At 34.1% G+C, this 14,075-nt stretch carries 9 protein-coding genes and 3 pseudogenes; 8 read left to right on the forward strand and 4 right to left on the reverse strand.

Annotation, left to right across the window (positions count from 1 at the left end; all coding sequences use genetic code 11):
- Nucleotides 1–12 precede the first annotated feature (12 nt).
- From trbC to DK405_RS00400, 8 genes and pseudogenes are all read left to right on the forward strand, one after another.
- Entirely contained in the window at nt 13–396 is a 384-nt protein-coding gene (gene trbC, locus DK405_RS00375; protein ID WP_109510525.1) for a type-F conjugative transfer system pilin assembly protein TrbC, read from the forward strand.
- Nucleotides 393–2,087, forward strand: a complete 1,695-nt coding sequence (gene traN / locus DK405_RS00380) for a conjugal transfer protein TraN (RefSeq protein WP_109510526.1) — start codon at nt 393–395, stop codon at nt 2,085–2,087. Before trbC ends, traN begins: the two co-directional genes overlap by 4 nt.
- Nucleotides 2,084–2,781 (forward strand): annotated as a pseudogene (locus tag DK405_RS00385) (conjugal transfer protein TraF). The gene traN and the pseudogene DK405_RS00385 overlap by 4 nt, the downstream one beginning before the upstream one ends.
- Nucleotides 2,778–3,671, forward strand: coding sequence for a conjugal transfer protein TraH (locus DK405_RS00390; protein ID WP_331828112.1), 894 nt, complete (start codon nt 2,778–2,780; stop codon nt 3,669–3,671). The pseudogene DK405_RS00385 and the gene DK405_RS00390 overlap by 4 nt, the downstream one beginning before the upstream one ends.
- On the forward strand, nt 3,625–4,080 hold the full coding sequence (locus DK405_RS15290) for a conjugal transfer protein TraH (RefSeq protein ID WP_331828113.1): 456 nt from the start codon (nt 3,625–3,627) through the stop codon (nt 4,078–4,080). The genes DK405_RS00390 and DK405_RS15290 overlap by 47 nt, the downstream gene beginning before the upstream one ends.
- Nucleotides 4,080–5,967 (forward strand): annotated as a pseudogene (locus tag DK405_RS00395) (conjugal transfer protein TraG N-terminal domain-containing protein); the annotation flags it as partial. The gene DK405_RS15290 and the pseudogene DK405_RS00395, both read left to right, overlap by 1 nt.
- Complete coding sequence (locus DK405_RS14885; RefSeq protein ID WP_269459330.1) at nt 5,963–6,097, forward strand: hypothetical protein; 135 nt, start codon at nt 5,963–5,965, stop codon at nt 6,095–6,097. The pseudogene DK405_RS00395 and the gene DK405_RS14885, both read left to right, overlap by 5 nt.
- 5 nt (nt 6,098–6,102) lie before the next feature.
- Nucleotides 6,103–7,857 carry a type IV secretion system DNA-binding domain-containing protein gene (locus DK405_RS00400; protein WP_109510527.1) on the forward strand — a complete coding sequence of 585 codons (1,755 nt, stop codon included), beginning with the start codon at nt 6,103–6,105 and terminating at the stop codon, nt 7,855–7,857.
- Between the two features lie 9 nt (nt 7,858–7,866).
- Here DK405_RS00400 and DK405_RS00405 read toward each other — a convergent pair whose 3' ends face one another.
- The 4 genes and pseudogenes from DK405_RS00405 to DK405_RS15975 all read right to left on the reverse strand — a co-directional run.
- Nucleotides 7,867–8,886, reverse strand: a complete 1,020-nt coding sequence (locus DK405_RS00405) for an Rpn family recombination-promoting nuclease/putative transposase (protein ID WP_064613356.1) — start codon at nt 8,884–8,886, stop codon at nt 7,867–7,869.
- Nucleotides 8,886–10,892, reverse strand: coding sequence for a toprim domain-containing protein (locus DK405_RS00410; protein WP_064613354.1), 2,007 nt, complete (start codon nt 10,890–10,892; stop codon nt 8,886–8,888). The genes DK405_RS00405 and DK405_RS00410 overlap by 1 nt, the downstream gene beginning before the upstream one ends.
- Before the next feature lie 266 nt (nt 10,893–11,158).
- Nucleotides 11,159–11,995 (reverse strand): conjugal transfer protein TraA, encoded by an 837-nt coding sequence (locus DK405_RS15970; protein WP_458692829.1) that lies wholly within the window; start codon nt 11,993–11,995, stop codon nt 11,159–11,161.
- A gap of 483 nt (nt 11,996–12,478) precedes the next feature.
- Nucleotides 12,479–13,999, reverse strand: a pseudogene (locus tag DK405_RS15975) (AAA family ATPase); the annotation flags it as partial.
- Nucleotides 14,000–14,075 lie beyond the last annotated feature (76 nt).

Genomic DNA, 14,075 nt, shown 5'->3' on the forward strand with positions numbered 1-14,075 from the left:
TTGGAGAGGAATATGGTTATACGAGTAATGGTGTTGATGGTTTTATTATTTGTTAATAATGCTAATGCTTTTTTTTTGGACAAGCAAAAAACTTTTATTTTTGTCTCATTTTCAATGAGTGATGAGGCTTTAAAAAGCTATTTTGCTGATTCTCAAAAGGCTGGAGCTCAATTGGTTATGCGTGGGTTAATTAATAACTCATTTACACAAACAAAGAATAAAACTATGGAGCTTGGTATTAGCTTCAATATAGATCCTAGCTTGTTTGAACAATATAAAATTGATGTTGTACCTGTGATAGTAATAGATGATGAAAAAAGAGGATTAACCAAGAAATTAACTGGCCATATTCCTTTAGCAATAGCATTAGAAATTATGAATGAGAATACTCCATGAAGCAACTTATAGTACTAGTTTTGACAATATTGAACATCAATTGTTGTTTAGCTTCAATGCAGAATGACTATAATGAAGCTAAAAACTATAATGTAAATCTTGGAAATTCTTCAAATACACAAGAATTATTTCATCAAGGTAGTAATGTCAATTATCCTAATAATGATGAGGATTTAACCTACCATGGCCGTAATCAGCTTGGTACAGAAAGTGGGGCAATGTTATTTCAAGCTGAAAACAGTAAAAACAATGCCTTAACTCAACATAATATCAACGATCAAAATTATATGATAGCTAATTCAATGAGAATTGAATCTGATCCTTTAAGTACCCTTGATAGCAGTAACTTCGTAACTCAGACAAGTACAACTAATACTGAAATTATTCAAAGTTGTACTGAAGGCAGTAAGTTCAATATTGAACTTACTCGAGAATTAAACGTTGAGTGCAGATTAGAGAATGTATGGCTTCCATGGCAAACCCGGCAAATGGAATTTGCAACAGAAGAAATAAAGGAGAATCATAGTAATTGGCTTAATAGTCGTAGCGATGTCTATGATGATGAATCAGGTGCGCAAATATACTGCCTAGCAGATGATCCCGAAGCAATTGTAAAACAAATGAAATTGGCTATTGCTAATAGGCTTGGTGTATCTATACATCATATTGGTAGAAATTTTTTATTACATGAAATAAATGAAATATGTACACTTCGCTATGACTACAGAGATAAGACTCAAGAACTAAGGGAAGTAGCAGAATATTGGAAAGTTTTAAACCCTGAACTTGAGCAATTAACAGAAAGTAACGAATGCTATGAGGTCAATAGAATCAACTATGATGGTGGTGATAGAGTATTTTTTGACAAGTTTAAAGTCAATCGTCCATATTGGAAACAAAAGATTGTTTTTTCTTGTACTAGCGATCCAAAAGATGGTTGCAAACACCTTAAAATTCAAAATTGCGAATTAAAAAATAGCACTTGCCAAAAATCAGTAGCAAATATTTGTTTACTATGGCAGCACGATTACAGCTGTTCAACTGAGAAGCAAACAATGCTACACTCATCGTTGCGTAATAACTCGATCTTTTGTTTAGGAGGTAATTGTAACACTCCGACTATTATACCAAACAGGGATATAGCTAAAGTAGCTCATCTAGCAATGCTAAATCAGATGAGCAAGGACATTAAAACAAATCCCGTTTCTGTATTTTCAGGAAAACATCGCAAATGCAAAAAAGATATATTTAGTTTTTTGAATTGCTGTTCTTCAATGACTGGCTGGGGGCGTGATATAGGCTTATCGCAATGTAAATCTAAGGAACAAGAATTAGCTCTATATAGAAAAAAAGGTTACTGCTACTATATTGGAACCTACTGTTCTTCAAGAATTCCGATATTAGGTATTTGCTTAGCCAGAAAGTCTACTTATTGCTGCTTTCAGTCGAAACTTGCTAGAATTTTTCAGGAAGAAGCAAGAAAACAGCTAAAAATAGACTTTGGAACACCTGAATGTCCAAAGTGTAGAGGCCTTACAGTTGAAGAATTACAAAAAGTTGATTTCACTAAAATCAATATGGATGAACTATTTGGCGATATACTCACTAAGGCTCAAAACAGCATGAACAAAGACATTATTGCAGGCATCAAAGATAAAGTTCATCGTATGCAACAAAGTCAGTCTAAATGAGCAGATTATTAATGTTTATGATATTAATTAGTCATTTATCCACTGTTGATGCTTCACCAACAGGATTTCTATGGTACAATGATAAACATGATCATGAGCTTACTGAATCTACTTCTAAGTTGATAAGTAATGCTCATGATCATAGAATCGAGGAATTAAAGGAGCAATTTAATCGAGCTCAGCGTATAGCGCTTGATAATCCAACGCTCGAAAATGTGATTACAGCACAAAGATTGCATAAGCAAATCATGGAGAAGGCGCATAAGTTTGCTACTATGTGGCAACAGCTACTTTACTTGATTATCAACTGATTAATGCTCATGAGCCAGCTAATAGCTTACATAGAAAGCTATATCAAGAAAAATCAGAGCAGAAAAACGACTCAAAACTCAAAAACATTGCTAAAAACTGGGACTTGATTCTGCAAGTTAAACAAGATTGCTTGCTCTGTAAGGCCTTTATGCCTATTGTTCAGAGCTTTGCTAATAAATATGCATTTCAGTTGCTAGCTGTCAGTAAGAATAATGAGTTGCTTAATAAACTAAATCCTAAGCATATTGTACCTGTGTTATACCTAGTAGCTAGCGATGGTAAAAAAATATATGCAGTAGCTAGAGGCATAATCTCTGAGAATAAAATTATCGACAATATTCTAGCAATCGATAGATATTATCATAAGTTGGAGACTAGATGAGCATCAGAATTAGAGTTTATGTTATTGCAGCATTATTTTCGCTACAAGCTCCAGTATCACTGGCTTGGAATATCGAAAACGTATTTCAAGGAATGAGTGTTAATGTTACTAGATCTGGATCATATCAGAATCAAGCGGCTGGATATTATGCGGCTGGCGGATTATCTGCCAGAACAAGCCAAACATCCTTTCAGCCATTTGCTATAACTCCACCATCTTTAAACATGAGCTGTAGCGGTATTGACGCCTATCTTGGTAGTTTCTCTGTTATTTCTGGAGAAGAATTAGTTCAACTAATGAAGAATATTGGTTCTCAAGCTAAAGTTTATGCATTTTCATTAGGATTAAAAACATTTGCTCCACAGATTGAGAACGCTCTCAAGGACTTACGTAATCTAGCAATGGAGATGAATCAATTTGCTAAGGGAGATTGCGAATTAACAAAAGCATTATTTGCTACAGCTTTACCAAGAAACTGGGCTATGAGAGAAGCTGTTTGCCGTGATATACAGTCACAAAGCGGGTTTGATTATTTTGCAGCTGGTAAAAAATGTCGTAATGATTTAGCTCAAAAACAAGCTCTGCGACAAGCACAAAATAAGGATTCAGAGTTAATGCTAGATGATTATAACATCTTCACTAAAGCAGCAGCAAAGGTTGGAATACCATCAAATATGCATGATTCAATCATGTCTATGACTGGCACTATCGTGGTTACAAACAATAATGTACACTTTTATGACTCCTTAGCTCAGGACGAAAAAAGTTGGATTAGTCATTTAAAAGGCGGAGAATCAGCCTCGATTTACAGCTGTGATAGTGTCATTTGCTTGCATTCAACGCTTGCAACGAAATATCACAATATCACCAGAGAAATCTTATGCAGGTAAAGCTAAACAACAATTGACTAATCTAAAAATTAAGTTTGATAAGAATTCTGAATTCATTGACTCTGAAATAGCCTTTTTATCTTCGATTGGAGATATATTTCCGATTTATGATTATATTACATTAGAAGCTATTTCTGGAGTCACAATTTTAGATAGCTCATCAGAATTAATAGCTAGCTATACATTAGTTCAGCATTTGAAGGAAGTAATCACCGAAATACGTAGAGCCGTTACTTCACTAGGTGCTAAGCAAGTTTCGAATGAACATTTAGAAAGATATTTGAAGGAATTGAATCGGGTACAACTTTTTGCAAATGAGAAATGGACTAGCCTACAAACAGATGCAAGTCGAATAGATAAAAGGGCTAGATTAATAGAGCAGCATTTAATAGCGAAGGAGAAAAGTTAATGGATTACGTAATATACACATTTGGTGGTGGAGATCTGTTATGGCATGTGTTTAACGGCATAGGCAGAGTCTTTGCTTCAAATAGCGAATACTTCACTCCAGTAGGACACTTAGCCTTGACTATTGGTGGCATATGGGCTGCTACTAGGGCTATTTTTAGAGGAAATATCGGCATCTTTGCTATGGAGTGGTTCTTTCCATCGATATTTATTTTTACGCTGTTATTTGCCCCCAAAGCTACTGTTTGGCTGAAGGATGAGGTATCAATGAGTGCACCAGTAAAAGTTGATAATATTCCGATAGGTATTGCAATGTTTGCTTCTCTTTCATCGCAAACGAGTTACTTTGTGTCCAAAATGTTGGAAAATCATCTTTTACCGGCTTATGAAGGACTATCAAGCAGAAAAACTGGTATTATGTTTGGAGCAAAGGCTGTAGCTAAGATTCGAGATGTGCAAATACATGATCCAGTAACTTTAACTAATACTAAGGAATTTCTTAGACAATGCTTTATGAAGCCTTACATCATAGGTAATATTCTAGGCAAAAAAGCAGCTGCTCAACAAACTAATGACATTATAGGATTTATCGAGCAGAATATACCTAATAATTTCGGTATTTATTATCGTGAGCCTAGTAATTTAGGTATTAGTTTCAAGACATGCAGACAAGCTACTCCATTGATTAAAGCAGCAATTCATAAAGAATTAAATGAAGGGCTTCTAACAAAGTTCGCAGCAGCGATTGGAGTTCAATCTGATCAGTCAAGCATGTTAAGTCAAAGACTAAAAGTCATGACTGGCGACACACTAAAATATTTACAGAGAGAGCAACAAGACATTCATGAATGGATGAAGCAAGCTATGCTACTTAATGCTAATCGTGAGTCATATGATGACTGGCGTGAGAAGTTTTCATTATCACGAATTTATCCTAATCTGGTGAGTATGCATGCAATCAGAGGGCTATTTCAAAAATCATTTTCGTATCTAGTCGCTGGGGAAATGGCTGCTCACATGATGCCTATTTTACAATCTGTTTTTTTTGCATTAGTAGTTTCAATGATCTTTATTGTATTTCCAATGGGCTTACTGCCTGGTGGTTACAACATACTCAAAACATGGATTCTATTAATAATATGGGTCAGCAGCTGGCCAGTATTTTTTACAATAATCCATTGTCTAGGAATGATCAGCTTATCCAGTAAATCTGGAGCTTTCGGTAGTGATTATGGTCTGAATATGCTATCGCAAGGAAGCTTTGCAGAGATGATTTTATATAGCTATGCGACGTTTCAAATGCTTGCATCATCAATACCAATGCTTTCTTGGTCAGTGATAAAAGCTTGCGCTCATGCTACAGCTAACTTAGCCAGCCAGTTCTCTCCTATACAAGTTGCTAGCAGCTTAGGAAGTAATATAGTCGACAATAACTTGAGTATGGATAATTACAGCATAGGCAATAGAACTATTTCTCAACAAAACCTAGCTCCTTCATTACATATGGCTGCTATTATCAATGATGGTAGTATAAAAGTCACTACAACGGATGATGGTCGACAAATTATAAATAAAAACGTAGATTTATTATTAGATAACTACCGCTCTTCTGCACTGCTACAATCTGGATATCAAAACCAGTTTATCCGTTCACAGAGCAATCTTGATTCACTGACAAAAAAAAGAGTCCAATCTTATTTCAACAGGAAACTCCATTACCATGGAAATAGCCGACAGGATAACTCATGATGAAGCTCTGTATATAGGTCTAACTGAGAGTGAATACCAAGCTCTGCAGAAGGTTGGTTCTAGTAGCATTGCTACTACTGAGTATACAGGTACTAGCCACAGTAAAAGTAGTAGTACTAGTACTAGTGCTGGAGGTGGGGTGTGGTGATTTAATACTAAATATCATTGCAGAACATGAAACAATGTTAAAAAGGTTAACAGAATTGAAGAATTTTACTGGAGTAAAAGAGTATGAGCAAAAACTACAGATATTGAAAAAATACTCTTGAGATAGATGAATTTTCAGAATCAAGGAAATTTCACCAGAGGCTCGCAGTTATTTGCCCATAAGTTAAGAATGTTTGGGCAAGGTAGTACCAACGTTTTTATAATTGGATTAGGATTATCGATATTCTGGATTATATGTCGATTATATCAAAAAGTTTTTCTGAGCAGCTTGTATTATTTTGCAATTGAAAGATATGTGCAGCTTAAGCTAGCAATTGGTGAGCATTTTTATGATATCGATCAAATAGGCATTAAGTTTTATAGTTTAAGGTTTAAAAAATGGATGCACCTCAATGCTCAAGACTTTTTGCATGAGTTTTATACAAGCCAACATGGATTTAAAATACAGCAATTATTGGAATTCTTAATTAATTCAGCATTGTTAGAAGGATTAATTGTTTTTGCTATTGGTGTGATAATCTCAATTGTTTTCTTTACAGCTCAAGGTAAAAAAACGATTATTAAGGCCAAAATTAGAGGTGCTGATTTTGTAGGATACAAATGCTTAGCCAAAATGCTAAAAAGAGCTAAAAAGGCCTCTAAAATCCGTTTTGGAGGCTTACCATTAGTAAAGAATAGTGAAAGATTACACATTCTGATTACTGGAACAACAGGTACCGGTAAAACTAATATGCTTAACGAACTGCTACCACAAATTCGATTACATAAGGATCGAGCAATAATTGTAGACACAACTGGAACTTTTATTGATAGATTTTTTGACTCTAAATGTGATAAACTGCTTAATCCTTTTGAAAAAAATAGTGAACAATGGTTGCCTTGGAATGATTGTTTTGAAGCAGCTGATTTTCATGATATAGCGAGTAGTTTTAGTAATTATACTCCTAAACTTGATGACTTTTTTGCTAAAAATGCTGAATTAGTCTTGTCTGAAGCATTGAAGCTATATAAGGATGATAAAGATATCATAAAACTAATTCATACAATCATTTACTCTGATAATAGACAATTTGCAAAAGCTTTTAGAAACACAGCTGTATCAGGTATTATAAGCGAAAGCGCGCTCGAAACTTCTGCAGGAATTCAATCTACTCTTGGAAAGAATATTACTTCGCTACAATATTTAAAGCCTGGAGGTAGTTTTAGCATCAAGGAATGGTTTAGTAACTCAAATGAAACTGGCTGGCTATTTATCACAGCTAACCCAAATCAAAGAGCTACTTTATGCCCACTTATTTCAGCTTGGATAAGCATAGCTATCAAGGCTTTGATGTGTAGAAATCCTAATCATGATAACAAAAACATGTGGTTTATACTTGATGAACTGCCAGCTCTACAAAAAGTTTCGTTTTTACCAGTTGCTTTGGCTGAAAGTAGAAAGTATGGAGGCTGCTTTGTTGCTGGATTGCAGAACATTCATCAATTAGAAGCAATATATGGGGCTGCTGAATGTGATTCTATGCTGGATTTGTTTAATAGTAAATTTATTTTTCGAGTTAGCGATCAGGTTACAGCTTATAAGTCAGCATTAACACTAGGTGAACAAGAAATTATTGAAACTCAAGAGAACTTGTCATATGGATCAAATACTATGCGAGATGGGGTAAATATGAATAATGTTGAGCGTAAAAAGATTTTAGTTATGCCATCTGAAATTATGAACCTACCAGACCTTACATGTTATGTAAAGCTTGCCGGTAACTTTCCTATCACAAAACTAACTATGCAGCTACAAAACTTAAATACAGCTTTTGTTTGTGAATATAAATTGCTCAAAAAACTTAAGTTAGTAGAGTATTAATTCGAAAAATTAATACTCTATGTTATTTTTTAAATTAATCACTTCTTCTTTTGACAATCCGGTATTTTCAGAAATAAATTCAACTGAAAAGCCAGCTTTTAATAAGTTCCTTGCAAGCTCTTGTTTAGCCTTTACTTCACCAATCTCTATGCCTTCAGCTCTGCCTTCAGCTCTGCCTTCAGCTCTGCCTTTAGCTATGCCTTTAATCTCACCAATCTCTATACCTTCAGCTCTGCCTTTAGTTTCACCAATCTCTATACCTTCATCAATATATTTTGCAGCAATAGTTCTCATAATATTACTTTTTTCTTCTTCAGATAAATACTTAGCCAGAACCTGCTCTAATTCTGGTTGCTGACTCTCTAGTAATTTAGTATCAGTATACCATAAAAATGATCTTAGGTAAATATAGCCTTTTTCTTTATCAAGTATTAAAACATGTTTGAACTTTATTAGAAACTCTTCCCAAAGCTTTAACATATCTCGTTGATGAATGTGCTTTAGCATATATTCGAGCATTCCGATATGCTTTTTCCTAACAATTTCATCATTCGACATACTTTGTAAATCGACTAATTGATAGTCAGAGGTCATTAATTGCTTAGCTATCATTGAATCGGTAAATAAATCCCACAAATTCCTAGGTGCGTTGTAGACTTCTTTGCCGTTGTAGATCACTAAATTATACACTAATGGTAATTTAGTTTTTTCTTTCTTATGCCTTTCGCACAATAACAATGTGTATCTCCATAACCGCAGAGCTGTCCAATAATCGACGGTTGATTGAGCTTCAATTAATATATAAATAAAAGCATTGCCATGTTTTTTGGTTGCAACTTTATAGACGATATCACTGTATTTTTTCTTTAACGATTCTTCTATATAACTCTCTTGCTCTACTTTTATTTGTGATAAATCTATTAAACTCTTGAAATCGCTTGGTAAATAATACTCTAGAAATTCTTGTGCAGCAACTGGATCGCTCATGATTGTCTTTGCCAATGAATCATGCTTTAATTTTTTTGTCATTAGTATAGAGATGACGATTTATTATACAATTCTTTAACATTTGTAATATCATTTTGTTTTTCTATACTATTATTTTCTGTTTGAGTAAGTTTGGTTGTTTCAACTGCCTTAGTCAGTTTAGTAATTTCAGGTTCTATAATGTCTCTAATTGACTGCTCTCCACAACTTTGCAACAGATTATTAAAATCACCATTTTCTGGTGGTTTGACTATACAAGTTATCGCTCCCTTCATTTCTAACGTTTTTGCAGCTTTAATTACAGTATTATTAGTTATAGGATTTTTGCTATCATTATCTGCTGCAATGATGATTTTTTCACCAGGAAATGGTGAAAAATTTCTCAAATTCGAAATTCCTGCACTAGCAATGATATTACCTTTAATGCCTGATTGCTGCAAGCTCAATGCTGTTTCAGCGCCTTCTGCTATAATTGTTATATTAGGGTCATTCGCATTTCGCTTTGCGATTGTTATGAACGATCCTCTGATTTTACCGAAAGATCTTCTGTTAATTGAAATATTCGCCTTATCTCCTGCCGAATTTAGATATACGGCCTGTACTCCGGTAATTTCTCCTTTTGAATTTCTTGCAAATGCTGTAAATGCTGGATAATTTTCTCTCGTTTGAGTATCAAACAGTATACTTGCTTTTAAGTCTGAACTTGCAGTGCTTTTGTCAAAAGTAATACCACGATTTTCAAGATACTTTTTTACTATTTCAACTTCTGCGCTTGGGCTCGTATCTATCTCATAACCATGTATTCTGTTTGATCGTTCATAAAAGTTTTGAACTTTTGCGATTTTAACACTTTCAGATTCTTGAGTGTATTGTTGAGAATCGTTGTTAGTCGTAGCATATCTGGGATACTGTTGTCTAACGTTAGACATTCCAACCATACTTTTCAAATATTCTATTGCCTCAAAAAAGCCGTATCCTCTTTCTCTTCGAGCCAGGGATAATAAATCACCCTTTTGTCCTGTACTAAAGTCATACCATTGTCCAGCGTACTTGCCCTCGGTGGTTACTTGTATTTTGCCAGTGTCTCCCCAACGTAATTTTCCGTATGTAGATAGGCGCTTATTTGGATCTCCAAGAATATCACGAGCTATAGTGTCAGCTCTATAAGCTATTGCATCCTTCAATTTTTGTAGGTCTTCCTCGCTATTTGAATAATAATCGTTTTTTCTATAGTTTTGAGCAGATTGATATTGCCTTACTTCATTTGCTTGAACATCATTATTCTCCTCTTTTGAATTGATAGAGTCTGTCTTAGCTGTGCTAAGCTGCTCTATTAGGTTAGCAACATTTTTTGTAGCTTGCACATTGTAGTACAGCCGTACTTGCTCTGCATTTCCTATCATGCTTATGTTAGAACTTTCTATGCCTACACCATCATTATGAAGAACATATACATCTTTTTTGACAGCTGTTTGTGGGTTACAAACTGTTGTAGCATATCCATGTTTAAAGCTTATTTTATTCAAATCAAAGCTTACCTCGTTTCCTGTATCTGTCTTAGCTACAAACTTATTTTCATCAATTGATACTAGAGTTGCAAATTCACTGTTTTGTATTTGTAAATCCTTATCGTTTGTTTGAAATACAATTCGGTCTCCAGCCATGTAGTTAGCATATTTTTTTGATTCGGCTCCTGAAATTAAAATGCTGTATTCTGGACCTTTTAGATCACCATTTTCCTTCATGTAGTTTCTGATGTTTTGATTAATATTTTCAGCTTCTTTATGGCCAGCAATTATCAAACGATCCTGCAACTCAAATTTACTATTTTTCCAATCATTGATTAATTGGTTTATTGATTCTTTTAGAGTATTATCAGCCCTCAAGCTATTATTATCACTAAGTAGCACTATGCCATCAGCGATATCACCATTTATCAACTTTACAGCCACGTTGTGGTTGCAGCTGTTAGCTTTAGAATTTTCTATATCTGTTTTTGAATTATGAATATTATTGAAATTATTTGAATCATTGATTTTGTCAGTCATATAAAACCTCACCTTCGCGTCACTAAATTGTTTTGCGGTATAAATATTTGCTATTTTTACCGTTTGAATTATAATTTTATTGCTAAGTGATTATTGAGATAGTTTTCGCGTAAGACACAAATCTTACAAAAGTTACATAACTTCCAATATTCTCTTAGCGGGGCATAATGCGAATTACAAACATCACTGTGAGCTGTTTATGTATAGCTCATTTTGTAATTCACCATGTGAATGAATAGCTTACATTCAATTTCAAATCTTCAGCACTACCGTCTAATTCTAATTTTTGGAGCTATATCTGCTTTTACAATTTGTTCAGGCTCTGTTTTTACGTTCTGAGTATTAATTAACTTCATGATTTCAGGTATCATAAGCCCCTTAACAGCTATTGCTCCTTTATTTTTTAGCATTTCGTTAAAATCTTCACCTTCTGAATGAATTACGATGCTAGTGATTGCTCCTTTGCTTTTTAATGCTTTTGCAGCCTTGTTTATAGTACTTGCATACTCTTTATTCTGTTTATAATTATTTGCAGCTATAAGAATCTTTTCTCCTTGAAATGGTTGATAGTACTTCAAATTATTTACATTTGAGCTATATACCATTCTGCTATCAATGCCAGCCTTCTGAAAACTTGATATCGTTTTTCCTTCTGCTGACAGAATGGTTACATCATAATCATATTGTCTTTGTTCTTTGATTTGCATAAACAATGGAGTAGAAATATCTTTGGTGGTGCATTGCTTTATGCTATTCTCTTGCTGGACTTTTTCTACTTTAGCTTCTTGATCTGGTTTAGCGGTAAAATGATAATATTCTTCATTCACATGAGATCTATCATTGATATCATTGATTATAGACTTAAACCAGTTTTCAACTTTACTAAAAACTTTACTAAAAACAGTTGTCTTTGTCCGTGCTTTTTCCAAATCATGAGCAGTTTTCAGAGTTATGCTAGCTGATTTCTCATTTGGTCTGCTGAGCTGATTTATTAAACTGTTAATGCTTACAGTAGCTTTCTTATTGCAATATAGCTGCAACTTCTCTATATGCCTTGTCATAGCTACATATGAGCTGCTTATATTACTTACTCCATTATGCAAAACGTATACATCTTTTATAGAAGCTCCCTGAGCCTTATAAATAGTACTTGCATAGCCATGTTTAAATTGTATTTCACTAGGATCAAAACTCACTTCTTTTCCTGTGTCTGTCTTAGCTATAAATTTATTTTTACTAACCGAAGTTAAAGTTGCAAATTCACTATTTTGTATTTGTAAATCCTTATAGCTTTTTTGAAATACGATTCTATCTCCTGCCATATATGACTTTTTCCTTCCATCAATAGAACGCTCATATTCTGTGCCTTTTAGCGTACCATTTGCTTTTAACAAAGACCTAATACTTGAATTAAGAATGTCGACATCTTTATTACGTACTGTAATTACCAATTTTTCATGTGGTTTAAATTTGCTTAGACTCCAGTTGTATATTAACTTACTCATTGAGTCCTGCAACGTATTATCAAACCTAACGCAGTTATTTTGCCTCAGTAAGGTTATACCGCTTAAAATATTACTCTCAGCAAACTCCATTGCTGCTTTTCTGCTCCAGTTTTTACTTTGTCTTCGAATATTTACTAAAACATGTGAACCAAAAATATTACTCAGCATCTCAAACATTCCGCCTCTTTCTATTGAAGCTAACTGCTTTTCATCTCCAGCAAGTATCAGTTGACAATTATTGTTTCTAACTACTCTAAACAGCTCTGCATAAGCTTTAGTACCTACCATTCCAGCTTCATCTACTACTATTAAGCTGTCTTGCATAAAAATTTTTTTTCGATTATATAAAAATCCTTTTACTGTATAGACCTATGTATAACCTTTGCTCTTCAGCTCTGATACTGCCTTATGAGTGGGAGCAAGGCCAATAACTTTTTGTCTACGATTTGTTGCAAGCTCATACGTTTTTGCTAAAACATAAGATTTTCCTATACCAGCTCTTCCTCTCAAGACTCTAACTCCACTAGTGCTAAGCAAAATATGCCTTAGAGCTTGTTTCTGTTCTTCACTAACATTTGCTAGACCTTCGATATCACTTTTAAGATTGTAAATATCGTTGTAATAAACCTGATTATTGATTTTATTAGCTATTCTGATTATTCTCGTCTCCTCATTTCGAACCTCAATTGTCGTAAAATATTTGCTACTTTCACCATCATCATGGTATAACTCTAGTATTCTATTTGAACTAAGCACTTGCTGAACTAACTGTTCTCTTGCTGTTGGATCTGGTATATCTTTTACTGCTTTTTCAACATCCTGCTTAGTAAAAATAGATTTGTAATGTGTTATAGAATCCGTTATTACGTCAGCATCATTAATAATCTTCAAATGAGCCTCTTTACGTAACTCATTTTCATTTAATACTTCATTAATTAAATTCCTAATTCTACGAGGTCCAATATGCTTTCCAGGCACTTCGCTTGTCTCGTCAACTCTATATGGTAAGCCTAATTCAGCGAAATATACATTAGTTTCTTCTTTTGCTATTTCATGAATCATCTTGTGATCTTTAATAATACGCCACTGACCTTTTACTGTTATAAATTTAGCCTCTAAGTCAACAGCTTTATCACCCAATTCTTCACCATTCTCTTTAAATCTTCTTGTAGTAACCAATATATGCGCATGCCAGTTTTTATCTCCTATTTGAGGCTTATGAATGTCTATCTGTACTCCAAGACCATTTTGCCCCCATTCCATTGCATCAACTATTTGATGAGTTAGTTCTATTCTATGCTCTAAATTTAGCTCCTTCTCGTCTGGCAATGCTATTACTATATCCTTCAACAACTGGCTGTTGTCTTTTTTTGCTGTTCGTTCTACCTCATTCATTAATGTTTGAATATTCTTGAAGTCTTGATTTACATAATCCGGTATCAGCACTGTATGATATACGTTATCTTTCTTACGAGAGAAGTTATACCTTATACCTGTCTGCTTATTTTTAACAATAGTTCTTGCATTATACGCTGCCTTACGACAACTATCACCTCCTGTACTTCTACTTAAAAATTCAATCCTTGCAAACTGTATCGCCATCTCAATACCAATTCTCACCTGAGTTTTAAGTTAGCATGGTTTTTTTGATTTTGCTAGCATAAACTTCTTTTTTTTT

Source organism: Orientia tsutsugamushi, assembly GCF_900327275.1.
Lineage (GTDB): Bacteria > Pseudomonadota > Alphaproteobacteria > Rickettsiales > Rickettsiaceae > Orientia > Orientia tsutsugamushi.

Coding starts and splice junctions, on each gene's coding strand:
- trbC (WP_109510525.1), top strand. CDS start 13: ATGGTTATACGAGTAATGGTGTTGATGGTTTTATTATTTGTTAATAAT.
- traN (WP_109510526.1), top strand. CDS start 393: ATGAAGCAACTTATAGTACTAGTTTTGACAATATTGAACATCAATTGT.
- DK405_RS00390 (WP_331828112.1), top strand. CDS start 2,778: ATGAGCATCAGAATTAGAGTTTATGTTATTGCAGCATTATTTTCGCTA.
- DK405_RS00400 (WP_109510527.1), top strand. CDS start 6,103: ATGAATTTTCAGAATCAAGGAAATTTCACCAGAGGCTCGCAGTTATTT.
- DK405_RS00405 (WP_064613356.1), bottom strand. CDS start 8,886: ATGACAAAAAAATTAAAGCATGATTCATTGGCAAAGACAATCATGAGC.
- DK405_RS00410 (WP_064613354.1), bottom strand. CDS start 10,892: ATGACTGACAAAATCAATGATTCAAATAATTTCAATAATATTCATAAT.